This is a genomic window from Pseudaeromonas paramecii (assembly GCF_039540575.1).
In the GTDB taxonomy this organism is placed as follows: domain Bacteria; phylum Pseudomonadota; class Gammaproteobacteria; order Enterobacterales; family Aeromonadaceae; genus Pseudaeromonas; species Pseudaeromonas paramecii.
In genome coordinates this window covers 89,258-114,338 of record NZ_BAABFC010000007.1, presented here as the reverse complement: position 1 = coordinate 114,338, position 25,081 = coordinate 89,258, and the positions used below count along the sequence as shown (strand labels likewise).

Annotated in this window: 25 protein-coding genes, 2 tRNA genes and 1 pseudogene; 9 read left to right on the top strand and 19 right to left on the bottom strand. The window is 59.2% G+C overall.

The genetic code is table 11. From position 1 onward, the window contains the following. Window positions 1-2 precede the first annotated feature (2 nt). Window positions 3-692 (bottom strand): phosphate regulon transcriptional regulator PhoB, encoded by a 690-nt coding sequence (gene phoB / locus ABD847_RS05245; RefSeq protein WP_345010753.1) that lies wholly within the window; start codon window positions 690-692, stop codon window positions 3-5. 103 nt (window positions 693-795) lie between these two features. Next, window positions 796-1,254 (bottom strand): GNAT family N-acetyltransferase, encoded by a 459-nt coding sequence (locus tag ABD847_RS05240; protein ID WP_345010751.1) that lies wholly within the window; start codon window positions 1,252-1,254, stop codon window positions 796-798. A 164-nt stretch (window positions 1,255-1,418) separates the two neighbouring features. On the opposite strand from ABD847_RS05240, the gene rdgC reads away from it, so the two are divergent. After that, window positions 1,419-2,327 carry a recombination-associated protein RdgC gene (gene rdgC / locus ABD847_RS05235; protein WP_345010749.1) on the top strand — a complete coding sequence of 303 codons (909 nt, stop codon included), beginning with the start codon at window positions 1,419-1,421 and terminating at the stop codon, window positions 2,325-2,327. Window positions 2,328-2,431: 104 nt separating this feature from the next. Here the strand turns inward: rdgC and ABD847_RS05230 are convergent, their stop codons facing one another. Then, window positions 2,432-2,833, bottom strand: a complete 402-nt coding sequence (locus ABD847_RS05230; protein WP_345010748.1) for a hypothetical protein — start codon at window positions 2,831-2,833, stop codon at window positions 2,432-2,434. Window positions 2,834-3,082: 249 nt separating this feature from the next. Here ABD847_RS05230 and trhP point away from each other — a divergent pair, with 249 nt between their 5' ends. The 7 genes and pseudogenes from trhP (at window position 3,083) to ABD847_RS05195 (ending at window position 8,016) form a co-directional block, all read left to right on the top strand. Beyond that, entirely contained in the window at window positions 3,083-4,450 is a 1,368-nt protein-coding gene (gene trhP / locus ABD847_RS05225; protein WP_345010747.1) for a prephenate-dependent tRNA uridine(34) hydroxylase TrhP, read from the top strand. A 2-nt stretch (window positions 4,451-4,452) separates the two neighbouring features. Then, complete coding sequence (locus tag ABD847_RS05220; RefSeq protein ID WP_345010746.1) at window positions 4,453-4,698, top strand: YfhL family 4Fe-4S dicluster ferredoxin; 246 nt, start codon at window positions 4,453-4,455, stop codon at window positions 4,696-4,698. Between the two features lie 23 nt (window positions 4,699-4,721). Continuing rightward, window positions 4,722-4,967: a GrxA family glutaredoxin gene (locus ABD847_RS05215; protein ID WP_345010745.1), complete on the top strand. Its 246-nt coding sequence runs from the start codon at window positions 4,722-4,724 to the stop codon at window positions 4,965-4,967. Between the two features lie 64 nt (window positions 4,968-5,031). Beyond that, window positions 5,032-5,388 carry a DsrE/DsrF/TusD sulfur relay family protein gene (locus ABD847_RS05210; RefSeq protein ID WP_345010744.1) on the top strand — a complete coding sequence of 119 codons (357 nt, stop codon included), beginning with the start codon at window positions 5,032-5,034 and terminating at the stop codon, window positions 5,386-5,388. 96 nt (window positions 5,389-5,484) lie between these two features. Next, complete coding sequence (gene suhB / locus ABD847_RS05205) at window positions 5,485-6,288, top strand: inositol-1-monophosphatase (RefSeq protein ID WP_345010742.1); 804 nt, start codon at window positions 5,485-5,487, stop codon at window positions 6,286-6,288. Window positions 6,289-6,435: 147 nt separating this feature from the next. Beyond that, window positions 6,436-6,954 carry an RBBP9/YdeN family alpha/beta hydrolase gene (locus ABD847_RS05200; RefSeq protein ID WP_345010740.1) on the top strand — a complete coding sequence of 173 codons (519 nt, stop codon included), beginning with the start codon at window positions 6,436-6,438 and terminating at the stop codon, window positions 6,952-6,954. Between the two features lie 99 nt (window positions 6,955-7,053). Continuing rightward, window positions 7,054-8,016: pseudogene (locus ABD847_RS05195) on the top strand (IS1595 family transposase). 48 nt (window positions 8,017-8,064) lie between these two features. Here ABD847_RS05195 and pnp read toward each other — a convergent pair. The 14 genes from pnp to rlmE form a co-directional block, all read right to left on the bottom strand. Next, window positions 8,065-10,218, bottom strand: a complete 2,154-nt coding sequence (pnp, locus tag ABD847_RS05190; protein WP_345010738.1) for a polyribonucleotide nucleotidyltransferase — start codon at window positions 10,216-10,218, stop codon at window positions 8,065-8,067. A 185-nt stretch (window positions 10,219-10,403) separates the two neighbouring features. Next, complete coding sequence (rpsO, locus tag ABD847_RS05185; RefSeq protein WP_345010737.1) at window positions 10,404-10,673, bottom strand: 30S ribosomal protein S15; 270 nt, start codon at window positions 10,671-10,673, stop codon at window positions 10,404-10,406. A gap of 109 nt (window positions 10,674-10,782) precedes the next feature. Next, window positions 10,783-11,748 (bottom strand): tRNA pseudouridine(55) synthase TruB, encoded by a 966-nt coding sequence (gene truB / locus ABD847_RS05180; RefSeq protein WP_345010736.1) that lies wholly within the window; start codon window positions 11,746-11,748, stop codon window positions 10,783-10,785. Between the two features lie 2 nt (window positions 11,749-11,750). Then, window positions 11,751-12,152 carry a 30S ribosome-binding factor RbfA gene (gene rbfA / locus ABD847_RS05175; RefSeq protein WP_345010734.1) on the bottom strand — a complete coding sequence of 134 codons (402 nt, stop codon included), beginning with the start codon at window positions 12,150-12,152 and terminating at the stop codon, window positions 11,751-11,753. A 53-nt stretch (window positions 12,153-12,205) separates the two neighbouring features. After that, window positions 12,206-14,866 carry a translation initiation factor IF-2 gene (gene infB, locus ABD847_RS05170; RefSeq protein ID WP_345010732.1) on the bottom strand — a complete coding sequence of 887 codons (2,661 nt, stop codon included), beginning with the start codon at window positions 14,864-14,866 and terminating at the stop codon, window positions 12,206-12,208. A 16-nt stretch (window positions 14,867-14,882) separates the two neighbouring features. After that, window positions 14,883-16,382, bottom strand: a complete 1,500-nt coding sequence (gene nusA, locus ABD847_RS05165) for a transcription termination factor NusA (RefSeq protein WP_345010730.1) — start codon at window positions 16,380-16,382, stop codon at window positions 14,883-14,885. Window positions 16,383-16,396: 14 nt separating this feature from the next. Next, window positions 16,397-16,855 carry a ribosome maturation factor RimP gene (gene rimP / locus ABD847_RS05160; protein ID WP_345010728.1) on the bottom strand — a complete coding sequence of 153 codons (459 nt, stop codon included), beginning with the start codon at window positions 16,853-16,855 and terminating at the stop codon, window positions 16,397-16,399. A 186-nt stretch (window positions 16,856-17,041) separates the two neighbouring features. Then, a tRNA-Met gene (locus ABD847_RS05155) sits at window positions 17,042-17,118 on the bottom strand. A gap of 64 nt (window positions 17,119-17,182) precedes the next feature. Further along, window positions 17,183-17,268, bottom strand: a tRNA-Leu gene (locus ABD847_RS05150). Window positions 17,269-17,278: 10 nt separating this feature from the next. Then, window positions 17,279-17,617: a preprotein translocase subunit SecG gene (gene secG, locus ABD847_RS05145; protein ID WP_345010726.1), complete on the bottom strand. Its 339-nt coding sequence runs from the start codon at window positions 17,615-17,617 to the stop codon at window positions 17,279-17,281. A gap of 289 nt (window positions 17,618-17,906) precedes the next feature. Next, a complete protein-coding gene (glmM, locus tag ABD847_RS05140) occupies window positions 17,907-19,238 on the bottom strand; it encodes a phosphoglucosamine mutase (RefSeq protein ID WP_345010723.1) in 1,332 nt (443 codons plus the stop codon). Window positions 19,239-19,246: 8 nt separating this feature from the next. Next, entirely contained in the window at window positions 19,247-20,086 is an 840-nt protein-coding gene (gene folP, locus ABD847_RS05135; RefSeq protein WP_345010721.1) for a dihydropteroate synthase, read from the bottom strand. Between the two features lie 54 nt (window positions 20,087-20,140). Further along, window positions 20,141-22,120: an ATP-dependent zinc metalloprotease FtsH gene (gene ftsH, locus ABD847_RS05130; RefSeq protein ID WP_345010719.1), complete on the bottom strand. Its 1,980-nt coding sequence runs from the start codon at window positions 22,118-22,120 to the stop codon at window positions 20,141-20,143. Window positions 22,121-22,163: 43 nt separating this feature from the next. Next, window positions 22,164-22,793 (bottom strand): 23S rRNA (uridine(2552)-2'-O)-methyltransferase RlmE, encoded by a 630-nt coding sequence (gene rlmE, locus ABD847_RS05125; protein WP_345010717.1) that lies wholly within the window; start codon window positions 22,791-22,793, stop codon window positions 22,164-22,166. A gap of 94 nt (window positions 22,794-22,887) precedes the next feature. Here rlmE and yhbY point away from each other — a divergent pair, with 94 nt between their 5' ends. Next, window positions 22,888-23,184 carry a ribosome assembly RNA-binding protein YhbY gene (gene yhbY / locus ABD847_RS05120; RefSeq protein ID WP_345010715.1) on the top strand — a complete coding sequence of 99 codons (297 nt, stop codon included), beginning with the start codon at window positions 22,888-22,890 and terminating at the stop codon, window positions 23,182-23,184. A gap of 64 nt (window positions 23,185-23,248) precedes the next feature. Here yhbY and greA read toward each other — a convergent pair whose 3' ends face one another. After that, window positions 23,249-23,725, bottom strand: a complete 477-nt coding sequence (greA, locus tag ABD847_RS05115; protein ID WP_345010713.1) for a transcription elongation factor GreA — start codon at window positions 23,723-23,725, stop codon at window positions 23,249-23,251. 183 nt (window positions 23,726-23,908) lie between these two features. After that, complete coding sequence (dnaJ, locus tag ABD847_RS05110) at window positions 23,909-25,048, bottom strand: molecular chaperone DnaJ (protein WP_345010711.1); 1,140 nt, start codon at window positions 25,046-25,048, stop codon at window positions 23,909-23,911. Window positions 25,049-25,081: the final 33 nt, after the last annotated feature.

Below are 25,081 nucleotides of genomic sequence, written 5' to 3'. Positions count from 1 at the left end.
CCTCAGACACGAGTGGAGAAACGATAGCCAGTGCCGCGCACCGTCTGGATGAAGGCATCATGACCAAATTCGGACACTGCCTTGCGCAGACGTCGAATGTGCACATCCACGGTTCTGTCTTCCACGTAGACGTTGGTGCCCCAGACATTATTTAGCAATTGCTCACGGCTGTACACCCGCTCCGGGTGAGTCATGAAGAAATGCAGCAGACGGAATTCGGTGGGCCCCATCTCCAGCACCTGCTCGTTGGCGGTGACACGGTGGGAGACCGGATCCAGCTTCAGCCCTTGAACCTCAATGATCTCTTCGGTGCTGGTGGGCACGGCGCGGCGGATCACCGCCTTTAAGCGCGCTGTCAGCTCCTTGGGGGAGAAGGGCTTGGTGATGTAATCATCGGCGCCGGCATCCAGCCCCCGCACCTTGTCCTCCTCCTCGCCCCGGGCGGTGAGCATCACCACCGGGATCTGGCGGGTCACCTCATCCTGTTTGAGCTGCTTGATAAACTGGATACCGCTGCCACCGGGCAGCATCCAATCCAGCAGGATCAGATCCGGGAAGGGCTCCTTGAGGGCCGCCAGACCCTGTTGATAGTCCTCCGCCTCCATGGGCTCGAATCCCTTTTGCTCCAGCACGAAGCACAACATCTCCCGGATCGGGGCTTCATCTTCGACGATCAGTACTTTTTTTGACATGTTTTACGCCCTGGATAGCCTTTCCTTGATTTGCCAGCCGCATTATTAGAACTTTTTGTGACAGTTTTATGATATCGACAAGACAAACAGGTTTCAGCAGGCGTTAAGCCAGTGCGCAGACGGTGGCAACTAATTTCGGAGGGCACTCCATCAGCAGTTCAGGCAGCCCGGTGAGGGGATCTTTTTGCTCCCCGCAGCTGGTGAAGCCGTGATGGCGATAGAAGGCGATGATGTCGCTGTTACGGCTGCACACCCGCAGCCACAGGTAAGGATGGCCGGACTTGAGTTGCCCGAGCATGGCGGCGCCCAAGCCATGGCCCTGAAACTCCGGATGCACATACAGAGCCAGCAGTTCGTCGGCCTGCAGGGCGGCAAAGCCCTTGATCTGGCCAGCCTGCTCCAGCACCCAAATCTCGCTGCCAGCCAGGAAGCGATCCCGCATGGCCTCCTGATGGGGCCACCAGAGGGCCGCCGGCAACTCGTCATAGGCATGTAACGAGGCCTGCAGCCAGATCTCCAGCAGCACAGGCATATCCTCTTGACGATGCGGACGGATCACCATGACAGGCCCTCCTCCATGACTGATCCAAGTGTAAATTTGCCATTTGCCCCCCCGCCTGTTTCGCCCCGAGCCCCTGTGAGCCAGCTCCACTTTTTCTGTCCGGAATGCCGGGAGGATCACAAAGCTGATAGAATGGCGCGATTTCAACGAAAGCCGAGGCCGTCATGTGGTTTAAAAACCTGCAGATCTATCGTTTCACCCGTCCCTTCGAACTCACCGCCGAGGCACTGGAGCCCCTGCTCAAGAACCTGCTGTTTGTGCCCTGCGGCAGTCAGGAGATGAGCAAGTTCGGCTTCGTCAGCCCCTTTGGCCGGGAGTCGGATCTGCTGGTGCATGAGGCCCAGGGTCAACTGCTGCTGTGCGCCAAGCGCGAAGACAAGTTGCTGCCCGGCCCCGTGGTCAAGGAGGCCCTGCAGGAGCGCATCGATCAGCTGGAGGCCGATCAGGGCCGCGCCCTGAAGAAGAAGGAAAAGGAGGCCCTCAAGGACGAGGTGCTGATGCAGCTGCTGCCCCGCGCCTTCACCCGCACCAGCCAGACCCATCTGTGGATCAATGCCCAGGACAACTACCTGGTGGTGGACGCCGGCTCCGCCAAGAAGGCCGACGATGTGCTCAGCCTGCTGCGCAAGGCCATCGGCTCCCTGCCGGTGGTGCCCCTCTCGCTGACCGATCCCGCCGAGATCACCATGACCGAATGGCTCAATGCCGGCGCGGCCCCCGGCAGCTTCGTGCTGGAGGATGAAGCCGAGCTGCGCTCCGCCCTGGAGCACGGCGGCATCATCCGCTGCAAGCAGCAGGATCTCACCACTGAAGAGATCAAGGTGCACCTGCTGGCGGACAAGCTGGTCACCAAGCTGGCCCTCAACTGGGCCGAGACGGTGAGCTTCGTGCTGGGGGATGACCTGGGGATCAAGCGCCTCAAGTTCTCCGAGGAGCTGCGGGAGCAGAACGATGACGTGGTCTCCGAAGACAAGGCGGCACGGCTGGATGCCGACTTCAGCCTGATGACAGGCGAATTGGGCCGCTTCATCCCCGAGCTGATCACCGCCCTGGGTGGTGAAAAGGCCGAGTAAAGCCTGACAGCGGTGCCGGCCATCGGCACCGCTAGCCCCAGGCGATGGCATGACAATGCTAATCAGGAGACAGACAATGCTTTCCTAACCTCCCGCCGTTTATCCTACACCCGCAGCTGATTCAACCTATCGGCCTGCTGCGTCAGCAACTTACCATCACTTGCAAAACGAGACTTGACCACATTGACCCACTGCACGCCTGTCTCGTCAGCATGCCGATATTCAATTTGCAATACGACGCGGCCACAACGCCACCATCCCACCCCGACACCAATCACAGTCAAGCTGCAAGCCATGCTGATCAGCCACAGCGGTGCCCACTGTACCTGCTGCATCGCCAGCCAGATGGCGCCGGAAAACACCATCACCCAGAACAGGATCTGGCCGAGATTATCCAGCCATGTTAGCTGCTTAACCCTAGCGCCCCGAATCCTCGCCAGTGGGTAGCAATCCTTCCTAAAATGAAACGCCCTGTCATCCAGGGTAAAGTCGCAGGCTTTCAACATGCTTAACATTCCCATGTTTAATGATTGATGTGCCGGACTAGTCACGGCTTAAGTCATTGCCCCAGGCGCAAGACATCGCTGCCAAACAGCAAAAAAAACATCCTCTTATGGGTCCCACAAGCTAACCCACGGTGTGTCGCGGTGCAATGGCAAAAAGCTGGCATGGCCTAGCCCCTCGAGGCTACAATTCGCCGCCGGCCCCATCAGGTGGGGCCATCCTGACCTGTGATCAGACCCAAGAGAGACAATATGTTCAGACCCGAGTTGCTTTCTCCGGCGGGAACGCTGAAGAACATGCGCTATGCGTTCGCCTATGGCGCCGATGCCGTCTATGCCGGCCAACCCCGTTACAGCCTGCGGGTGCGTAACAACGAATTCGACCACGAGCACCTGCAGCTGGGCATCGACGAGGCCCATGCCCTAGGCAAGAAGCTGTACGTGGTGGCCAACATCCAGCCCCACAACTCCAAGCTCAAGACCTTCGTGCGCGACATGCGCCCCGTGGTGGACATGGGCCCAGACGCCCTCATCATGTCCGACCCCGGCCTCATCATGCTGGTGCGGGAGCACTTCCCCCACATGCCGGTGCATCTGTCGGTGCAGGCCAATGCGGTCAACTGGGCCACGGTGAAGTTCTGGGAGCAGATGGGCCTGGAGCGGGTCATCCTCTCCCGGGAACTCTCCTTGGATGAGATCGAAGAGATCCGTCAGCAGTGCCCCGGCATCGAGCTGGAGGTGTTTGTCCACGGCGCCCTGTGCATGGCCTACTCAGGCCGCTGCCTGCTCTCCGGCTACATCAACAAGCGCGACCCCAATCAGGGCACCTGCACCAACGCCTGTCGTTGGGAGTACAAGGTGCACGAGGGCAAGGAGGACGACGTCGGCCAAATCGTCCACAAGCAGGAGCCGATCCCGGTGCAGGTGCAACCCACCCTGGGGTTGGGCCAACCCACGGATCAGCTGGTGCTGCTGGAGGAGAAGAACCGCCCCGGCGAGTTCATGACGGCGTTTGAGGACGAGCACGGCACCTACATCATGAACTCACGGGATCTGCGGGCCATCGAGCACGTGGAGCGCCTCACCAAGCTGGGGGTGCATTCGCTGAAGATCGAGGGCCGCACCAAGTCCTTCTACTACTGCGCCCGCACCGCCCAGGTCTATCGCCAGGCCATCGACGATGCGGTGGCCGGCCGCCCCTTCAACCGGGATCTGATGAAGACCCTGGAGAACCTGGCCCACCGGGGCTACACCGAGGGCTTCCTGCGCCGCCACGCCCACAGCGACTATCAGACCTACGACTACGGCTACTCGGTCTCCGACAGCCAGCAGTTTGTCGGCGAGATCACCGGCCGCCGCGCCGACGGCCTGGTGGAGGTGGCGGTGAAGAACAAGTTCCTGCTGGGTAACCGCCTGGAGCTGATGACCCCGCAAGGCAATCTCACCTTCGATCTCGGCCAGCTGGAAAACCGCAAGGGCGAGCAGATCGAGGTGGCCCCCGGCGACGGTCACACCGTCTACCTGCCGGTGCCCCAAGAGGTAGATGTGAACTTCGGCATCCTGCTGCGCAATCTGGACGGCGACGCCAATACCCGTCAGCCCCACCAGAAGGCCGGCTGACGATGGCGCTGCTCATCACCGACAAGTGCATCAATTGCGACATGTGTGAGCCTGAGTGCCCCAATCAGGCCATCACCATGGGGCCCAAGGTCTACGAGATAGACCCGGCCCGCTGCACCGAGTGTGTCGGCTTCTATGAACACCAGACCTGCATCGCCGTCTGCCCCATCGACTGCATCATCTGGGACCCGCAGCATCCGGAAAGCCAGGAGGCATTGTGGGAAAAATTTGTTACGCTGCACCCCTAGTGCTGCAGCCTAAGGAGTAAACAATGGAAAAAGTCACCATCTACGGCAAACCCATGTGTCCCTACTGCGACATGGCCGTCTCTGTCTGCCGCCAGAAGGGCTTCGAGTTCGAATACATCGACATCTTTGCCAAGCAGATGAGCATCGCCGATCTGCACGACATCGTCGGCAAGCCGGTGCGCACCGTGCCGCAGATCTTCGTCGGCGACCAGCATATCGGTGGCTACACCGACTTTGCCGCCTGGCTGACCGAACAGGGACAAGCCTGAGATCAAGGTTTTACCCTGCCACGCCAGGCTATGCTTTGAGGCTCCTCTTCATGGAGCCTTTTTTATGTCCCAACAGATCCTGATCGTGGCCAGCGGCGCCCCTTATGGCAGCGAGGCCCTGTTTAACGCCCTGCGTCTGGCCATCGCCCTCAAGGAGCAGGATGCCGGCCTGACCCTGCGCCTGTTCCTGCTCTCGGATGCGGTGACCGCTGCCCTGCCGGGCCAGAAGCCGGCCGAGGGCTACCACCTGCGGCAGATGCTGGATATCCTCACCGCCCAGGACGTGCCGGTGAAGCTGTGCAAGACCTGCAGCGATGCCCGTGGCATCAGCAGCCTGCCGCTGCTGGAAGGCGTCGAGATCGGCACCCTGGTGGATCTGGCCCAATGGACCCTGGCCGCCGACAAGGTGCTCACTTTCTAGCCGCCCCTTGCCACTTAATCATTGTCATAGCTGCGGTCACTCCGTATAATGCGCCCGCCCACAAAACCCGTTCTTTAACATCTGGTGAGTCAATTTATGCATCCCATGCTGAACATTGCTGTGCGCGCGGCGCGCAACGCAGGACAAGTCATTGCCAAGAACTTTGGCGATCAAGCCAACGTCCAGACGGCTGAAAAGGCCAAAAACGACCTGGTTACCAACGTGGACCGCGAAGCCGAACAGGCCATCGTCTCCACCCTGCTCAAAGCCTATCCCGACCACAGCATCATCGGCGAAGAATTCGGCGTTCAAGGCAATGCCGACTCCGACTATCAATGGATCATTGACCCGCTGGATGGCACCACCAACTTCGTCAAGGGTATCCCCCACATCGCCGTCTCCATCGCCCTGCGCGTCAAGGGCCGCACCGAAGTGGGTGTGGTATTCGATCCCTTGCGCAACGAGCTGTTTACCGCCAGCCGTGGTAACGGCGCCCAGCTGAACGGCTACCGCATCCGCGTCGGCCAATCCAAGAGCCTGGACGGCACTGTGCTGGCCACCTCCTTCCCCCACCGTCACCGCCACTATCTGGACGCCTACAAGAAGATGTTTGATGGCATCTTCAGCGAGTGCGCCGATATCCGTCGTGCCGGTACCGCCAGCCTGGATCTGGCCTACGTGGCCGCCGGCCGTGTCGACGGTTACTGGGAAATGTGCCTCAAGCCTTGGGATCTGGCCGCCGGCGAGCTGATCGCCCGGGAAGCCGGTGCCCTGGCCACCGACTTTGTCGGCGGACACAACTTCTACAGCAGCGGTAACATCGTCTGCGGCAACCCGCGGGTGGTGAAGTGCCTGCTGGCCAAGATCCGCGAGGATCTGCCGGAGTCCCTGGCCAAGTAAGCCAAGCGACACTCGGCGCCAAGCAGTGAGGCCACCTTAGGGTGGCCTCACTTATTTCATATGGAAATTAAATAGTCATTTATTATATTTAATTTGCCTTATCACTTCAGGCAGACTGGTCGCTCATTCCAATGAGGGCCTACTGCCATGCATCATCTTCCCATACTGCTGGTTCCCGGCTACCAGGACAGCGGCCCAGACCACTGGCAAACCCATTGGCATGCCGCCCACCCGGATTGGCAGCGGGTGCACGACCAGGATTGGGAGACGCCGGATCTGGCGCAGTGGTGTCAGGTGCTCTGTCGGCATCTGGCCCAGAGCCCTGTCCCGCTGCATCTGGTGGCCCACTCCTTTGGCTGCCTGACCAGCCTGCAGGCCGCTGCACAGCTGCCCCACAAGATTGCCAGCCTGTTTCTGGTGGCGCCCCCCGATCCGTTGCACTTCGCCATCCCGGATGAGGCGCTATCCACACCACCTTGCCCCACCAGCCTACTGCTGTCGGATAACGATCCCTGGCTGGCCGCTGACCGCGCAGCGCAACTGGCCGGCCGCTGGCGGCTGACCCCGCAGCACCTGGGTAGCCAGGGCCACGTCAATGCCGACTCCGGCCACGGCCACTGGCCAGAGGGCCTGGCGCGCCTAGCGGCGCATCTGCGCGGCCTCTAGTCCACGACCGCGCCGCTACCGATGAAAAAAAAGGCTATGTCCCAGTTATATGTTGGAAGGCTAATCTTGAAGTAGGTCATCACCTTGAGGGCCTCATTCATGGATACCCAAGCCTTTCAACATTTACTGTCTCTTTTCCCGCAGCTCACCTTGCGTCAGCGTCGTCTGGCGCAAAATGAACTCTCAACACCCCATCCCGTCACCTCACTTGTCACCCAACTGCCGGCTTGCAGCTGTTGTCCCCATTGCCAGGCCGATGCTGCCCAATTGGCACCTTGGGGGTGGAGTCGAGGATTACGCCGTTATCGGTGCAAGCAATGCTTGCGCACCTGCTCGATTCTCACCAAGACGCCGATGGCCAGACTGCGCAAGACTGAGTGCTGGGAGGAGTATGCTCAGGCACTCATTGACGGGCTCACCGTCCGACAAGCCGCTGCCCGTTGTGGGGTTTGCAAAAACACCGCCTTCTTGTGGCGTCATCGTTTTCTGAAAGCCATGGCGAGCCATCAAGCGACACGGGAAGAGGGTATCGTCGAGGTAGATGAAACCTTCTTCCTCGAATCGTTCAAAGGCCAGCGAGGATTACCCCGCCCAGCACGCCACCGTGGGGGTAAAGGGCGAACCAGAGGAACTGGACCCGATTACATCCCGGTGATGGTGGTGCAGGACAGGGCCGGTCATTTGGCAGACTTTCAATTAGAACGACTGGATGCAAGGACAGTCAGGCGAGTGCTACAGCCGTTGATAGCCCCGGATGCGGTACTCTGCAGCGATGGCGCTGGGGTCTATACCAGCTTCAGCCAGCGACAAGGGATAACACATCAGGTCGTGCACAACCGGATAGGGGAACGAATCGTGGGCGCATATCACATCCAGCATGTGAACGGGTACCACAGACGGCTGAAAGAGTAGATGCAGCGATTCCATGGGGTAGCGACGCGCTATCTGAGGAATTATCTAGGGTGGCGGAGGATGCTGGAGCGCTATGGACGAAAGGCTGATATCCCCCATTGCTTGCATGAGGCGCTGGGACGCCCCATGCAACACGTAATTGGGACATAGCCAAAAAAAAGCCCATCCAATTGGATGGGCTTTCTTCATGCGGGAATATTACTCCTCGCTGGGGGCCTCGGCGGCCGCTTGGGCCTCTTCGGCGACCGGCGCGGCAGCCTGGGGATTTTCATCCCGCACCGCTTCCTTGATGGACAGACGGACACGGCCCTGGCGATCCACTTCCAGCACCTTGGCACGTACCACGTCACCCATCTTGAGGAAGTCGTTGACGTCCTTCACGCGTTCTTCGGTGATCTGGGAGATGTGCACCAGACCATCCTTACCGGGCAGGATGTTGACGAAGGCGCCGAAGTCAGCCAGACGCACCACCTTACCTTCGTAGACGCGACCCACTTCCACCTCGGCGGTCAGCGCCTCGATACGGCGGATGGCTTCCTTGGCAGCCTCACCGTCCACGGCGGCAATCTTCACGGTACCGTCATCATCCAGCTCGATGGTGGTGCCGGTTTCTTCGGTCAGGGCACGGATCACGGAGCCACCCTTGCCGATCACGTCCTTGATCTTTTCAGGATTGATCTTGATGGTGTGGATGCGCGGTGCGAAGGCAGAGATTTCGGCACGAGACTGAGGCATGGCTTCGTCCATCACCTTCAGGATGTGCAGACGGGCATCACGGGCCTGCTTAAGCGCCACTTCCATGATTTCCTTGGTGATACCTTCGATCTTGATATCCATCTGCAGGGCGGTCACCCCGTTGGTGGTACCGGCCACCTTGAAGTCCATGTCGCCCAGGTGGTCTTCATCACCCAGGATGTCGGACAGCACGACAAAGTCATCGCCTTCCTTCACCAGACCCATGGCAATACCAGCCACGGAGGCCTTGATGGGCACACCGGCATCCATCAGCGCCAGAGAGGAACCACACACGGAGGCCATGGAGGAGGAGCCATTGGACTCGGTGATTTCAGACACCACACGCACAGTGTAGGGGAACTCGTCCTGGCTCGGCATCACAGCGGCGATACCGCGCTTGGCCAGACGGCCGTGGCCGATTTCACGACGCTTGGGTGAACCCACCATGCCGGTCTCACCGACACAGTAAGGGGGGAAGTTGTAGTGCAGCATGAAGCGGTCGACGCGCTCGCCAGACAGTTCGTCCAGGATCTGCGCGGCACGTTCGGTGCCCAGGGTGGCGGTCACCAGCGCTTGAGTTTCACCGCGGGTAAACAGGGCGGAGCCATGCACTCGCGGCAGCAGACCGGTACCCACGGACAGGGCACGGATCATCTGGGGATTACGACCGTCGATCCGCGGCTCGCCACGCAGCACACGGCCACGGACGATCTCGCTCTCAAGGGTGTGGAACAGCTCACCGGCCAGCTTGGCATCGACAGTCTCATCGGCTGCCACCAGTTGATCGATCACCTTCTGCTTGATGGCGGCGATGGTTTCGTAACGCACGGCCTTCTCGGTGATGCGGTAGGCTTCGCCCAGCTCGGCGGAGGCCAGCTCGGCAATTTTGGCCTTCAGCTCGGTATTCACCGCAGGGGCCACCCAGTTCCAGGGCTTGGCACCGGCCTCGGCAGCAAATTCATTGATGGCCTGAATGGCGGTCTGCATCTGCTCGTGGCCGTAGACTACGGCACCCAGCATGACGTCTTCCGGCAGAACTTGCGCCTCGGACTCCACCATCAGCACGGCAGACTCGGTACCGGCCACCACCAGATCCAGCTGGCTGTCTTTGAGCTCATCCGAGGTGGGGTTCAGCAGGTACTGGCCATTGGCATAACCCACACGGGCGGCACCGATGGGGCCGTTGAACGGGATACCGGACACGGCCAGGGCAGCAGAGGTACCCAGCATGGCGACGATGTCGGTCGGCACCTTGGGGTTGGCAGAGACCACGGTGGCAATCACCTGTACCTCGTTGAGGAAACCTTCCGGGAACAGGGGACGGATAGGACGGTCGATCAGACGGGCGATCAGGGTTTCGCCTTCGCTGGGACGGCCCTCACGCTTGAAAAAACCTCCCGGAATACGACCGGCGGCGTAGGCACGCTCCTGATAGTTCACGGTCAGCGGGAAGAAATCCCGGCCCGGAGTGGCTTCTTTTTTGCCGACAACCGCCACGAAAACAGCGGTGTCATCCATGCTCGCCATGACGGCGCCTGAGGCTTGACGGGCCATGACCCCGGTTTCCAGGGTGACTGTGTGTTGACCGTATTGGAAGGTTTTTACAATAGGATTCACTTGAATTTCCTTTATCTGTGTTTGGTCGCTTAATTTAGCGCACCAGTATAGCCTAACGCCGGCAAAAGGTAAGAGCATCAGGCCGTAAGACTTTGCGCCCGCGCCCAATACCAGGACGGGCTACAGATGAAAAAAAGGAGGCCTGAGCCTCCTTTTTACGAATAGCAGCTTGTGCTTGTCGTCGATTAACGACGCAGACCCAGCTTCTGGATCAGAGCAACGTAACGAGCTTCGTCCTTACGCTTCAGGTAGTCCAGCAGCTTGCGACGCTGGGAAACCATGCGCAGCAGACCACGGCGACCGTGGTGGTCCTTGCTGTGCTCGGAAAAGTGACCTTGCAGATGGTTGATCTGGGCGGTCAGCAGGGCAACCTGAACTTCCGGTGAACCGGTGTCGTTGGCGCCACGAGCGTGTTCAGCAACGATTTGTGCTTTGGTTTCGGCGTTTAGTGACATAGTCATTCTCCAATTCATTAAAACTTACTTGAGTAATTTTGGCCGATCACTAATTCAGCCAAAAAAGGGCAGCGGATTTTCCCACACTCCCATGGGCAAGGCAAGCCGTTCAGGCCGACTCGTCTTCCTCGTCACCACCGATACGCACCAGGCGACGCGGCGCCACCTTGCCATCGTCATCAATCTCGCCGACGCCGATGAACTCGCGCTCCTCGCCCACCGTCATGCGAACAAAGCCTTCCAGGGGCACCCCGGGAACCTGCACCGCCTGCCCCTGATTGACATAGCTGGCCACGATGGCCGACATGTTCACCTCGGGCAGCGCCGCAACCGCCGTGTCCATCGGCAGCAGCAGGGGATCCAGCTGCTCCCGGGGCGGCGTACCGGCTTGCTTGCAGCGGGCAAAGAGAGTCTCCAGCTGCTCCAGGGTCAGCATGCGTTCCGCAGGATAGGTGGCCACCTGACTGCGATGCAGGGCCACCACATGGGCGCCGCAACCCAGCAGCTCACCCAGATCGTCGATCAGGGTGCGAATATAGGTACCCTTGGAGCAGTGCACATCCAAGCTCAGGCTGTCGCCGGTGAAAGTGAGCAGCTTGAGATCGTAGATGGTGATAGGGCGCGCCTCGCGCTCCACCACTACCCCCTCACGGGCATACTCATACAGCGGCCGGCCGTTGTGCTTGAGCGCGGAATACATGGAGGGCACCTGCATGGTCTCCCCCATGAAGCGCGGCAACAACGCGGCTAACTGCTCCGCCGTCACGCTCACGGGACGCCGGCTGATCACCTGACCATCGGAGTCGCTGGTATCGGTACGCACCCCCAACTGAGCCGTCACCTGATAGCGCTTGTCGGCATCCAGCAGGAACTGGGAAAACTTGGTGGCCTCCCCCAGGCAGATGGGCAACATGCCGGTGGCCAGGGGATCCAGGGCGCCGGTATGGCCAGCCTTGGCCGCGTTATAGATACGCTTGACCTGCTGCAGGGCATCGTTGGATGTGATGCCACTGGGTTTGTTCAGCAGCAGTATGCCGTGCACATCACGGCCCTTGAAACGACGTCGTCGAGACATCTTTACTCTTCTTCCTCCTCGCTCTGACCGGCGTCCTGGTGCAGGCGCTCGTCTTCGCGAATCGTGTTGGTCACCAGGTTGGACAGGCGCATGCCCTCAACCAGGGTCTTATCATAGGCAAAGCGCAATTCGGGCACCACCCGCAGTTGCATCGCCTTGCCTAGCAAAATTCGGACATAGCCTGCCGCGTCTTCCAGCACCTTCAGGCCCGCCTTGATGTTCGGCTCATCATCAAAGAGGAAGGTGACAAAGATCTTGGCGTGCTGCAAATCGCGGCTTACTTCCACATCGGAGACGGTGACCATACCGATACGGGGATCCTTGATCTCCCGCTGCAGTATCAGGGCGACTTCCCGCTGCACCTGTTGCGCCACCCGCCGGGAACGGCTGAATTCTTTGCTCATGGTGAATTCCTGACAAAAAGGGGGCCGTTAAGCCCCCTGTTTTTGGCTCTGGATTACAGCGTACGCTGGATCTCGATGGTCTCGTAGACTTCGATCTGGTCGCCGACACGAACGTCGTTATAGTTCTTCACGGCGATACCACACTCGTAGCCATTCTTGACCTCGGGCACGTCATCCTTGAAGCGACGCAGGGATTCCAGCTCGCCTTCGTAGATGACCACGTTGTCACGAAGTACCCGGATGGGGCTGCTGCGCTTGACGGTCCCTTCGGTAACCATACAGCCAGCCACGGCACCAAACTTGGGCGACTTGAACACGTCGCGCACTTCGGCCAGACCGATGATCTGCTGCTTGTACTCCGGTGCCAGCATACCGCTCATGGCCTGCTTCACTTCGTCGATCAAGTCATAGATCACGGAGTAGTAGCGCAGATCCAGGTTCTCGGACTCAATGATGCGGCGAGCAGAGGAGTCGGCACGCACGTTGAAGCCCAGGATGATGGCATTGGACGCCGCCGCCAGGCTGGCGTCGGTTTCGGTAATGCCGCCGACACCGGAGCCGATGATCTTCACCTTCACTTCGTCGGTGGAGAGCTTCAGCAACGAGTCGCAGATCGCCTCGGTAGAACCCTGAACGTCGGCCTTGAGCACCACATTCAGCTCGGAGACTTCGCCTTCGGTCATGTTGGAGAACATGTTTTCCAGCTTGGCCTTCTGCTGGCGCGCCAGCTTGACTTCGCGGAACTTGCCTTGACGATACAGGGCCACTTCTCGGGCCTTCTTCTCGTCACGCACCACGGTCGCTTCGTCACCGGCTGACGGTACGCCTGACAGACCCAGGATTTCCACCGGGAAGGAAGGACCGGCTTCCTTGACGTCTTGGCCCAGCTCGTCACGCATGGCGCGCACCCGGCCGTATTCCAGACCGCACAGCACGATATCACCCTGACGCAGGGTACCTTCTTGTACCAGCACGGTAGCGACCGGACCACGGCCCTTGTCCAGGCGCGATTCGATGACCACACCGGACGCCATGGCATCCTGTACGGCCTTCAGCTCCAGAACTTCCGCCTGCAGCAGGATGGAGTTCAGCAGATCGTCGATGCCCTGACCTGTCTTGGCAGACACCTGCACGAACTGGGTATCACCACCCCACTCTTCTGAGACGACACCGTAGCGGGTCAACTCGTTCATCACCCGATCCGGGTCGGCTGCGGGTTTGTCGATCTTGTTCACCGCCACCACCAGCGGCACGTTACCGGCCTTGGCGTGTTGGATAGCCTCAATGGTCTGCGGCATGACGCCGTCGTCCGCGGCAACCACCAGTACTACGATATCCGTGGCCTTGGCACCACGGGCACGCATGGCGGTAAAGGCCGCGTGACCCGGGGTGTCCAGGAAGGTGATCATGCCGTTGTCGGTTTCGACGTGGTAGGCACCGATATGCTGGGTAATGCCACCGGCCTCGCCTGCGGCGACCTTGGCCTTACGGATATAGTCCAGCAGAGAGGTCTTACCGTGGTCGACGTGACCCATGATGGTTACCACGGGGGCACGGTGTTGTGCCTCGGAGGTGGAATCACGGTCTTGCAGTACGGCTTCTTCCAGCTCGTTTTCACGACGCAGAACCACCTTGTGGCCCATCTCTTCGGCCACCAGCTGGGCAGTTTCCTGATCGATCACCTGGTTGATGGTCGCCATGGCGCCCATCTTCATCATCACCTTGATGACCTCGACCGCCTTGACCGCCATCTTCTGAGCCAGCTCGCTCACCGTGATGGTCTCACCGATCACCACATCGCGGTTAACCGGCTGAGCCGGCTTGTTGAAGCCATGCTGCATCGAGCTGGGGGTATTGATGCGCCCACGCTTGCCCTTGGCACGGCCACGGGCCCGGTCTTCACGATCACGACGGTCATCGTCATGGCCCTTCTTGGCCTTGGCCACGGCCGGACGGCGGCGCCCCCGAGATTCATCTTGGCGCTCGCGTTCCGCTTCGGCTTCCTTGACAAAGGTCGAGGTATTACCCGCCTCGTCATCGGCCTCTTCAGCCTTCTTGCGCGCGGCTTCCTCTTCGGCCCAGCGGGCGGCATTCTCTTCGGCCAGACGGCGGGCTTCTTCGGCCTTACGTTCGGCTTCGGCTTCCGCCTTGCGTTGAGCTTCCTGCTCCTGCTGGCGCTTGAGCGCCTCCTCTTCCCGCTTGGCCATCTCGTCTACCTCTTTATGAACCTTCTTGGGAGGCTCATTCTTGGCCGCAGCGCTCTTACGCGCCTGTTCCTGGGCCTTGGCCTGCTCAGCCTTGGCGCGGGCTTCTGCCGCTGCCGCTTCCTGACGGGCCTTCTCTTCCTGAGCCTGACGTTCAGCTTCCTGACGTGCACGCTCTTCTTCTTCCTGCCGCTGGGCGTCGTCCACTACGGAGCGACGTACATAGGTCTTGGACTTGCGCACTTCCACCTGAACAGACTTGTTCTTACCACCCGCGCCCTGGACACTCAAGGTGCTTTTGGTTTTACGCTGCAGGGTCATCCGCTTGGGCTCGGTGTCGCTGTCGCCACCATGCTGCTTCTTCAGATGGGCCAGCAGATTCTGCTTCTCATCTTCGCTCACCACATCATCTACAGACTTGGTGATACCGGCCGCAGAGAACTGCTGAAGAAGACGCTCCACCGGGGTGTCGATATCCTGGGCAAGTTGTTTTACTGATACTTCTGCCATTCATTACCTCCGCAGATTATTCGGCCTGCTCACCGAACCAACAGATGTTGCGAGCTGCCATGATGAGTTGGCCCGCCTTCTCTTCGGTCATTCCTTCGATCCCCATCAGATCGTCGATGCCTTGCTCAGCCAGCTCCTCCAGGGTACCCACCCCGCGGGCGGCCAGCATGTAGGCAAATTCACGGCTAAGGCCGGCCAAGCCAAGCAGATCGTCTGCCGGCTCCACCCCTTCAAAGGATTCTTCCTGAGCCAGTGCCTTGGTAGACAGGGACTGCTTGGCACGCGCCCGCAGCTCTTCCACCATCTCCTCGTCCAGACCTTCGATGGACAAGAGCTCATTCATCGGCACATAGGCGATCTCTTCGAGGGTAGAGAAACCTTCCTCGATCAGCACATCGGCGAATTCGTCATCGATGTCCAGAGCCTGGGTGAACAGGTTGAGGATGCGATCCTTCTCGGCCTGGTGCTTCTGTTGCATCTCTTCGACCGTCATGACGTTGAGTTCCCAACCGGTCAGCTGGGAAGCCAGACGGACGTTCTGCCCGTTGCGGCCGATGGCCTGCGCCAGGTTGCTGGCCACCACGGCGATGTCCATGGTGTGGTTGTCTTCATCGACAATGATGGAAGCCACATCGGCCGGTGCCATGGCGTTGATGACGTACTGAGCGACGTTGTCATCCCACAGCACGATATCGATGCGCTCACCTGCCAGTTCCCCTGAGACGGCCTGCACCCGAGCGCCACGCATGCCCACACAGGCACCCACGGGGTCGATACGGCGGTCATTGGTTTTCACGGCGATCTTGGCGCGGGAGCCGGGATCACGGGCTGCACCCTTGATCTCGATGATCTCTTCACCGATTTCCGGCACTTCGATGCGGAACAGTTCCTTGAGGAAGTCTGGATGAGCGCGGCTGACAAACAGCTGACTACCACGGGCTTCCGGCTTCACCGCCGCCAGCAGGCCGCGGATACGATCCCCTGGACGGAAGGTTTCGCGGGGCAGCATGTCGTCACGGTACAGTACGGCCTCGGCATTGCTGCCCAGATCCAGAATGATGCTGTCGCGGTTAACCTTCTTCACCACACCCGTGATGATGCTGCCTTCTTGATCCTTGAACTGCTCGACGACCTGAGCGCGCTCTGCCTCACGGACCTTCTGCACTATGACCTGCTTGGCAGTTTGGGTGGTGATACGGTCAAAGGTGATGGACTCGATTTGATCCTCAACAAAGTCACCCACCTGGATCTCGGGCTCGTCGACCCGCGCGGCGTCCAAGGTGATTTCGCGGAACGGGTTCTCCAGCACACCCTCGACATCCACCACTTCCCAGCGGCGGAAAGTGTCAAAGTCACCGGTCTTGCGATCGATGGCAACACGGACTTCGATGTCGCCTTCATATTTCTTCTTGGTGGCGGTGGCCAGGGCAGTTTCCAGCGCCTGGAAAATTTTCTCGCGGGGAACGGCCTTTTCATTGGAGACCGCATCGACCACTAACAGAATTTCTTTATTCATGTCCGATTGCCTCGTCAATCAAAGTTAGGAACCAGATTGGCTTGTTGAATGTTGGCAAACGCCAGCATCTCGTCTTGTCCATCGACGGTCAGGGTGATAGTTTCCCCATCGACCTGCTTGATTACACCTTTGTATTTACGGCGATTGTTCATCGCCATACGCAATGTCACCGAGGCCACCTCACCCAGATAACGGGTAAAATGGGCCAATTTGAGCAGAGGGCGCTCCATGCCCGGAGAGGATACCTCCAGGTAGTATTCGGTGCTGATGGGGTCTTCCACATCCAGCACAGCGCTGACCTGATGGCTCACCTCGGCACAATCTTCTACCGTGATGCCATCGGCATGTTCGATGTAGACCCGCAGAGTCGAATGCTTGCCGGCACGAACGTATTCGATGCCCCACAATTCGTAGCCGAGCGCCTCCACTGGCGGTTCGAGCATCTGAGTCAGGCGTTGTTCTAACGTAGCCAAAGCCACCCTCCGTAAATAAAAAAAGGGCCATATAGCCCAGTGAATACAGTCCCGTCACGGACCGTGGAAATCAGATAACAAAAAAGCCCCGATATTCCAATCGGGGCTTCTTCACTGGACCCTGATTACCACTCCAAGAGTGGCCGTCCTGCAGCAAGTGCACTGCAACAGCCATGGACGAGAATTTGGTTGCGGGGGCAGGATTTGAACCTACGACCTTCGGGTTATGAGCCCGACGAGCTACCATGCTGCTCCACCCCGCGTCCGATTCATGCGAGATTATAATTGCCTGACCATTTGGCTGCAAGCCAGACAACTCTCTACATTTGGTGCCGAGCGCGGGACTTGAACCCGCACGCCAGATAGGCACTACCCCCTCAAGATAGCGTGTCTACCAATTCCACCAGCTCGGCAAAACTTGCTTTAGTTGGGCACATCCGTGTTCTGCGCTGCAGAATCTTGGACTGCCACAGGAGCCACCTGCTCGGCTTGCGCCTGATCCAGGTTACTCCAATCCTCTGCCGGCTTGAGCTTTTGATTGGTCATGGCGCCCAGCACCAGACTAATCACAAAAAACACAGCCGCGAGGATGGCGGTGGTTCGAGTGAGGAAATTACCTGAACCAGCCGAACCAAAAACCGTATTCGAAGCACCGGCACCAAAAGAGGCACCCATGCCGGCTCCCTTACCATGCTGGATCAACACCAAGCCGATCAAGGCAAGTGAGATCAACAGATACAGCACCAGGAGAATTTCGTACATTTGCTTACCCTGTCTTAACGTGGTCAACTCAGTGACCGAGGTGTTTATTCTACCATCCTTGCAAGCCACCTAACTCGGCTTGAGGTCCCCAGAACACCTGGTTGATAGCCCAGACAGGCTGGCAGTTAGCCGCTCCGCAACACCGATGGAGCACTCATCAAGAGCCTCCCCTGCTGGAGCGGGGCTAATACTAGCCAGCCTGATGGTAGGACACAAGCAGAATTTTGAATTTCTGGTTTGTTTGGGCAATTTCTCAACAAAACAAACAATTGTGTGTATTTTCGCAGCGTTAAAGCGAGCGCACTACCGCCGCTATGCTCTCAGCCAACGCCTTAACCAGGGCGGCCTCCTCCCCTTCCACCATGACGCGGATCAAGGGTTCGGTACCGGACTTGCGCAGCAGCACCCGACCTCGCCCGGCCAAGCGCTGCTCTGCCTCCCGCACCGCCGCCTGTACCTGAGGTGCAGCGACAGGATCCTGCCCCTCCTTAAACTGGACATTCACCAGCACCTGGGGAAACAGCGGCACCAGCTCACGCTGTTGCGCCAGTGACATGCCCTGCCGACGCACCGCCCGCAATACCTGCAAGGCCGCGACAATACCATCGCCGGTGGTGGTCTGATCCAGACAGATGAGGTGGCCGGAGTTCTCGCCGCCTAGCCGCCAGCCCTGCTCCTGAAGCAGCTCCATGACGTAGCGGTCACCCACCTTGGCCCGTACGAAGGGAATGTCCAGATCGGCCAATGCCAATTCCAGACCCAGATTGGACATCAATGTGCCCACCACGCCCCCCTGCAGGACGCCGCGCGCATGGCAATCGCGAGCAATCAGGTACAGCAGCACATCGCCATCCAGCAAGTTGCCTTGATGATCCACCATGACGAGGCGATCCCCATCCCCATCAAAGGCAATCCCCATGTCGGCCTGCTCCGCCAACACCCGCTCGACCAGGGCCTGGGGTGCGGTTGACCCCACCCCGGCATTGATGTTCAGGCCATCCGGACTGCAGCCCATGGCGATCACCTCGGCGCCCAGCTCCCGAAAGACCAGCGGCGCAATGTGATAGGTGGCGCCATGGGCACAGTCCACCACCAACTTGAGGCCATCCAGACTCAGCTCACTGGGAAAGGTACTCTTGCAGAACTCGACATAGCGACCCGGTGCATCATCCACTCGGCTGGCCTTACCTAGTTGCGCCGCTTCAACACACTGCAGCGGTCGATCCATGGCAGCTTCAATGGCCTGTTCAACCTCGTCCGGCAGCTTGGTGCCATTGGTGGAGAAAAACTTGATGCCGTTGTCGTAATAGGGGTTGTGGGAGGCACTGATCACCACGCCCGCTTCGGCGCGGAAGGTACGCGTCAGATAAGCCACCGCCGGCGTCGGCATGGGGCCTAACAACACCGCCTTGAGGCCTGCCGCAGACAGGCCCGCTTCCAGTGCCGCCTCTAACATGTAACCCGAGATTCGGGTGTCTTTGCCAATCAGTACCTTACGAGTACCTTGCTTGGCCAGTACCTGACCAGCGGCCCAGCCCAGTTTCATCACAAAATCAGGCGTGATGGGGCTGTCACCTACCTTGCCGCGGATACCATCGGTACCGAAATATTGTCTGCTCATGCTGCTCCTTACTGCTTGCTGCACTCTTGGGCATAGTCAAAGACCCTGAGGGCATCGCAGGTCTCTTTGACATCATGGACACGGATGATACGCGCACCAGCCTGAGCCGCAAAGAGGGCCGCCGCCAAACTGCCAGCCAGGCGCTCATTTACCGGACGGTCTAGCAGATTGCCGATCATGGACTTGCGTGACATGCCCACCAGTAAGGGACAGCCCAGCTCGAGGAAGCGGGCCTGCTGACCCAGCAAGCGATAGTTTTGCTCCAGGGTCTTGCCAAAGCCATACCCAGGATCCAGCAAGAGACGACCACGCTGGATACCGGCAGCCTCACAAGCCTGAATGCGGGCTAACAAGAAGTCGTATACCTCTGCCAGCATGTCGCCATAGTGCGGCGCTATCTGCATGGTCTGCGGGTCGCCCTGCATGTGCATCAGGCACACCAGCACCTCAGGATCAGCAGCAGTCGCCTCCAAGGCTCCGGGTAGCCGCAATGCACGAATATCGTTCACCAGATGGATACCCGCACGGCAGGCCGCCCTGATCACCTCAGGCTTGGAGGTATCGACGGAGACCATGACATCCAGCTCGGCCAACACGGCCTCGGCCACAGGAAGCACACGCTCCAGCTCTTCCTGCACGGCGACCTCCGCCGCGCCAGGTCGTGTTGACTCACCACCTATGTCCAGCAGGGTTGCCCCCTCGGCACACAGTCGCGCCGCATGTCGTAGCGCCGCGTCTTTTTGCCGGTAACTGTTGCCATCGGAAAATGAGTCTGGGGTAACATTGAGGATCCCCATCACCTGGGGCCGACTCAGATCCAGCTCACGCCCCTTAGAACGTAACAACATGCGAAATCTCCAAAACAAAACCCCGGGAATCCCCGGGGTTTATTAGACAGCCAATCAGGCGTTACTATCGCTGGCCTTGGGTGGTGTCGGCTCGGTGTCAATGGCCGCCTGCTCCGGTTCATCCCGCACCTGTGTCTCCTGCTCGGCAGACACGTCGGTTTCGCTCTGGGACTCGCCACCGTTGCCCGTCATGGAAGAGTCGTCGGAAGAGCGCTGCTCCATGGGCGGACGCACCTCCCGCCGCGCCATCAGATCATCGATCTGCTTGGCGTCTATGGTCTCATACTTCATCAGGGCATCCTTCATCGCATGCAGGATGTCGAGATTTTCGTTGAGTATGTGCTTGGCTCGGTCGTAGTTACGGTTGATCACATGCTTGATCTCCGCATCGATGAGACGCGCGGTATCGTCCGACATGTGCTTGGCCTTCGCCACGGAGCGGCCCAGGAAGACCTCCCCGTCTTCATCGGCATACAACAAAGGCCCCAACTCTTCAGACATGCCCCACTGGGTCACCATCTTGCGTGCCAGTTCGGTGGCGCGCTCGATGTCGTTGGAAGCGCCTGTGGTCATCTTCTCACGACCATAGATGATCTCTTCGGCCAGACGACCACCGTACAGGCTGGAGATCATGGACTCGAGATACTGCTTGGAGTGGCTCCAGCGATCCTGCTCCGGCAGGTACATGGTGACACCCAGGGCTCGCCCGCGAGGAATGATGGAGACCTTGTAGACAGGGTCGTGCTCAGGTACCAGACGACCGACGATGGCATGGCCGGCTTCGTGATAGGCCGTCATCTCCTTCTCGCTGTCGGTCATGACCATGGACTTGCGCTCGGCACCCATCATGATCTTGTCCTTGGCGCGCTCGAACTCCGTCATGCCCACCAGGCGCTTGTTGCCCCGTGCGGCAAACAAGGCAGCCTCGTTCACCAGGTTGGCCAGATCCGCACCGGAGAAGCCAGGTGTCCCCCGCGCAATCACGGCGGCATCCACATCGTCCCCCAGGGGAACCTTACGCATGTGCACCTTGAGAATTTGTTCACGGCCACGGACATCCGGCAAGCCCACCACCACCTGGCGGTCGAAACGCCCCGGACGCAGCAAGGCCGGATCCAGCACATCGGGCCGGTTGGTGGCCGCGATGACGATCACCGCCTCATGGCCCTCAAAGCCGTCCATCTCCACCAGCATCTGGTTGAGGGTCTGCTCACGCTCATCGTGCCCACCGCCCAGGCCGGCACCACGTTGGCGACCGACCGCGTCGATTTCGTCGATGAAGATGATACAGGGCGCCGACTTCTTGGCCTGCTCGAACATATCCCGCACCCGGGAGGCACCGACCCCGACAAACATTTCCACAAAGTCGGAACCAGAAATCGAGAAGAAGGGCACCTTGGCTTCGCCGGCAATGGCCTTGGCCAGCAACGTCTTACCCGTACCCGGCTGACCAACCATCAAGACCCCCTTGGGGATCTTGCCACCCAGCTTCTGGAAACGGGAGGGGTCCTTGAGGTAATCCACCAGTTCTTTCACCTCTTCCTTGGCCTCATCACAGCCGGCCACATCGGCAAAGGTGGTCTTGATCTGATCTTCACCCATCAGGCGAGCACGGCTCTTGCCAAACGACATGGCGCCCTTGCCACCGCCGCCCTGCATCTGGCGCATGAAAAACACCCAGACACCGATCAGCAACAGCATGGGGAACCAGGAGATGAAAATCGATGCCAACAGGCTGGGTTCTTCTGGCTTGACGCCTCGCACCCGCACATTGTGCTTGAGCAGATCGTTGATCAGCTGTGGATCCTGGGTAGGGATGACGGTGATGAAGGACTCCCCGTCCCGCTTCACACCACTGATCATCTTGCCATCGATGCGAGCCTCGCGGATCTGATCTTGGGAGACCTCCCGCACGAACGTCGAGTAATCCATCTGGCGGCCGGAAGAATCGCTGGGGCTGAAGCTCTGAAACAAAGACATCAACACCACGGCAATGACCAGCCAAAGGATCAGGTTTTTCGCCATGTCACTCAAATCATTAACCTCATAACTGATGGCTGCGAACGCTCAAAGGTTACTACAGTTTAAAACCTGTAGCTACAATGTAGACTTCCCGTGAACGAGCTCTGGATGAATCCGGCTTTCTGCTCTTCACCACGGTAAAAAGGGACCTGACTTCCTTGAGATATTCCTCAAAGCCGGTGCCTTGGAACACCTTGACAACAAAGGCGCCGTTAGGTGCCAAGACCTGCCGACACATATCCAGCGCCAATTCCACCAGATACATGGATCTAGGCTGATCCACACCCAGATTGCCGGACATATTGGGCGCCATGTCTGACAACAGGACATCCACCTTCTCATCCCCGACGCGCTCCAGCAAAGCCGCCAGCACGGCTTCATCCCGAAAGTCGCCTTGCAGGAAGTCAACCCCGGCAATGGGATCCATCGGCAAGATGTCACAGGCCACCACGCGGCCCTTGCTGCCAACCTGCTCCACGGCAAACTGGGACCAGCCACCGGGGGCAGCCCCCAGATCCACCACCGTCATGCCCGGCTTGATCAGCCGGTCGCGCTGCTGGATTTCATCAATCTTGAACACGGCCCGGGAACGTAGCCCCTGCTTCTGTGCCTGTTGCACATACTTGTCATCGAAGTGTTCTTTGAGCCAGCGGGAGGAGCTGGCGGAACGCTTTTTCTTACTCATCTAAACTCACGCCAAGCCATAAAGGCTATTAGTATTAAGGGGCAGATGGGGGTAGAATGTACCGCTTTCAACCCGGATAACGAAGAAAATTCCCATGACTCTCACGACCAAACAGAAGCAATATCTCAAGGGCCTGGCACACAGCCTCAAACCTGTGGTACTGCTGGGTCAACACGGCCTCACCGAAGGGGTACTGGCCGAAATTGACGCTGCCCTGGCCCACCACGAACTGATCAAGGTGAAGGTCAGCGCACCGGATCGCGAGACCAAGCAACTGATCAACGCAGCCATAGTGCGGGAGACCGGCGCCAACCAGGTACAGGCCATGGGTAACATGCTGACCCTGTACCGCCCGGCTCAGGAACCTAAGCTGGTGCTGCCGAAGAAATAATCTGTTCTGTCACGCATGACAAAGGGGGCCTTGGCCCCCTTTGTCATGGCCGTCATCATAGGGCTTAACGGTATTCCACCGCCAGGATTTCATATTCCACATCACCGGCCGGTGTCTTGATGTTCACCACATCGTCCACCTCCTTGCCGATGAGGCCACGGGCGATGGGCGAATTAACGGAGATGAGACGCTCCTTGATATCCGCCTCGTCATCGCCAACGATGCGATAACTGATCTCCTCCTCGGTATCGCAGTTCATCAGGGTCACTGTCACCCCAAACACCACTCGACCGGTTTGCGGCAACTTGCTGATGTCGATGATCTGGGCATTGGAGAGCTTAGACTCGATCTCCTGAATGCGGCCTTCACAGAAACCCTGTTGCTCGCGGGCCGCATGATACTCGGCGTTTTCCTTCAAATCACCATGGGCACGTGCTTCCGCAATGGCGGCGATGATCTGCGGTCGCATGACCGTCTTGAGGTGTTCGAGTTCCTGGCGCAGCTTCTGAGCCCCAGTCACTGTCATCGGCGTCTGACTCATAATCAACACTCGTTTAGCTAGTCAACGAAATAAAAAAAGACTACTCGGCGCCAAAGCACCGAGTAGCGTCGCGGTGTGACAGACTTGCCCGCCGCATGGCGGTGTCGTCACCTTGTTGGATAAGCGCCAGTGTAATACGAACACCGGCACAATTCATCCCCGGGATCGGCGGGGCCCCTCGCCTCAGCTGGTGAGATCGTCAAAGAAACGCTTCACGCCCTCAAAGAATCCTTCGGCCTTGGGTTTGTGAACCTTGGCCTCGGCACCACTGATAGACTCTTCCAGTTGGCGCAGCAATTCCTTTTGCGACTCGCTCAGGTTAACGGGCGTTTCTATCACCGTCTTGCAGATGAGATCCCCTTCCACGCCGGAGCGCAGCGAACGAACCCCCTTGCCACGCATGCGGAACATGCGGCCAGTTTGGGTTTCTGGCGGTATCTTCAGCTTCAGGCGCCCCTCCAGGGTCGGCACCTCCACCTCGCCACCCAGGGCGGCATTGGTGAAGCTGATGGGCACCTCGCAGTACAGGTTGTTGCCATCGCGGACGAAGATGGGGTGCTCCTTGACGTGCACCTGGACGTACAGATCCCCTGCTGGTGCGCCATTCTCCCCCGCCTCGCCCTCGCCCGCCAGGCGAATACGATCTCCGGTATCGACACCGGCCGGTATCTTCACCGACAGCGTCTTGGTCTTCTGATAGCGCCCCTCGCCATGGCACTTGCGGCAAGGGTCGGTCACTATCTTGCCCTTGCCACGACAGTGCGGACAGGCCTGGGTGACGGCAAAGAAGCCCTGACGCATCTGCACCTGACCAGAACCGTGACAGGTTGGGCAGGTCTGCGGCTGGGAACCCGGCTTGGCACCGGAACCATGGCACTCGTCACAGCCCACCAGGGTCGGCACCTTGATCTCTTTGCTGATGCCGCGCACGGCCTCTTCCAAAGAGAGCTCCAGGTTGTAGCGCAGATCCGCGCCACGGGACGGCCGCTGGGCTCGCCGGGCACCACCGCCACCGAAGATGTCACCGAACACATCACCGAAGATGTCACCAAAGTCGGCGCCACCAAAGCCGGCACCGCCACCGGCGCCCATGTTGGGATCCACCCCGGCATGGCCGAACTTGTCATAGGCGGCCCGCTTCTGCGGATCGCTCAGGATCTCGTAGGCCTCTTTGACTTCCTTGAACTGCTCTTCGGTGTCGTTGCTGCCCCGGTTGCGATCCGGGTGCAGCTTCATGGCCAAGCGCTTATACGCCTTCTTGATATCCTTCTCGTCGGCGCTGCGCTCAACCCCGAGAACCTCATAATAATCGCGTTTGGACATACTCTAAAATCTCTGCCTTGTGGATACACAGAC

Bases quoted from the DNA above. Each gene is read 5' to 3' on its own strand.
- dnaJ (WP_345010711.1), bottom strand. From the start codon at position 25,048: ATGTCCAAACGCGATTATTATGAGGTTCTCGGGGTTGAGCGCAGCGCC.
- yhbY (WP_345010715.1), top strand. From the start codon at position 22,888: ATGACTCTCACGACCAAACAGAAGCAATATCTCAAGGGCCTGGCACAC.
- phoB (WP_345010753.1), bottom strand. From the start codon at position 692: ATGTCAAAAAAAGTACTGATCGTCGAAGATGAAGCCCCGATCCGGGAG.
- greA (WP_345010713.1), bottom strand. From the start codon at position 23,725: ATGAGTCAGACGCCGATGACAGTGACTGGGGCTCAGAAGCTGCGCCAG.
- rpsO (WP_345010737.1), bottom strand. From the start codon at position 10,673: ATGTCACTAAACGCCGAAACCAAAGCACAAATCGTTGCTGAACACGCT.
- rbfA (WP_345010734.1), bottom strand. From the start codon at position 12,152: ATGAGCAAAGAATTCAGCCGTTCCCGGCGGGTGGCGCAACAGGTGCAG.
- truB (WP_345010736.1), bottom strand. From the start codon at position 11,748: ATGTCTCGACGACGTCGTTTCAAGGGCCGTGATGTGCACGGCATACTG.
- folP (WP_345010721.1), bottom strand. From the start codon at position 20,086: ATGTTGTTACGTTCTAAGGGGCGTGAGCTGGATCTGAGTCGGCCCCAG.
- ABD847_RS05240 (WP_345010751.1), bottom strand. From the start codon at position 1,254: ATGGTGATCCGTCCGCATCGTCAAGAGGATATGCCTGTGCTGCTGGAG.
- ABD847_RS05220 (WP_345010746.1), top strand. From the start codon at position 4,453: ATGGCGCTGCTCATCACCGACAAGTGCATCAATTGCGACATGTGTGAG.
- ABD847_RS05200 (WP_345010740.1), top strand. From the start codon at position 6,436: ATGCATCATCTTCCCATACTGCTGGTTCCCGGCTACCAGGACAGCGGC.
- infB (WP_345010732.1), bottom strand. From the start codon at position 14,866: ATGGCAGAAGTATCAGTAAAACAACTTGCCCAGGATATCGACACCCCG.
- ABD847_RS05215 (WP_345010745.1), top strand. From the start codon at position 4,722: ATGGAAAAAGTCACCATCTACGGCAAACCCATGTGTCCCTACTGCGAC.
- rdgC (WP_345010749.1), top strand. From the start codon at position 1,419: ATGTGGTTTAAAAACCTGCAGATCTATCGTTTCACCCGTCCCTTCGAA.
- ABD847_RS05210 (WP_345010744.1), top strand. From the start codon at position 5,032: ATGTCCCAACAGATCCTGATCGTGGCCAGCGGCGCCCCTTATGGCAGC.
- glmM (WP_345010723.1), bottom strand. From the start codon at position 19,238: ATGAGCAGACAATATTTCGGTACCGATGGTATCCGCGGCAAGGTAGGT.
- nusA (WP_345010730.1), bottom strand. From the start codon at position 16,382: ATGAATAAAGAAATTCTGTTAGTGGTCGATGCGGTCTCCAATGAAAAG.
- secG (WP_345010726.1), bottom strand. From the start codon at position 17,617: ATGTACGAAATTCTCCTGGTGCTGTATCTGTTGATCTCACTTGCCTTG.
- trhP (WP_345010747.1), top strand. From the start codon at position 3,083: ATGTTCAGACCCGAGTTGCTTTCTCCGGCGGGAACGCTGAAGAACATG.
- rlmE (WP_345010717.1), bottom strand. From the start codon at position 22,793: ATGAGTAAGAAAAAGCGTTCCGCCAGCTCCTCCCGCTGGCTCAAAGAA.
- suhB (WP_345010742.1), top strand. From the start codon at position 5,485: ATGCATCCCATGCTGAACATTGCTGTGCGCGCGGCGCGCAACGCAGGA.
- ABD847_RS05230 (WP_345010748.1), bottom strand. From the start codon at position 2,833: ATGTTGAAAGCCTGCGACTTTACCCTGGATGACAGGGCGTTTCATTTT.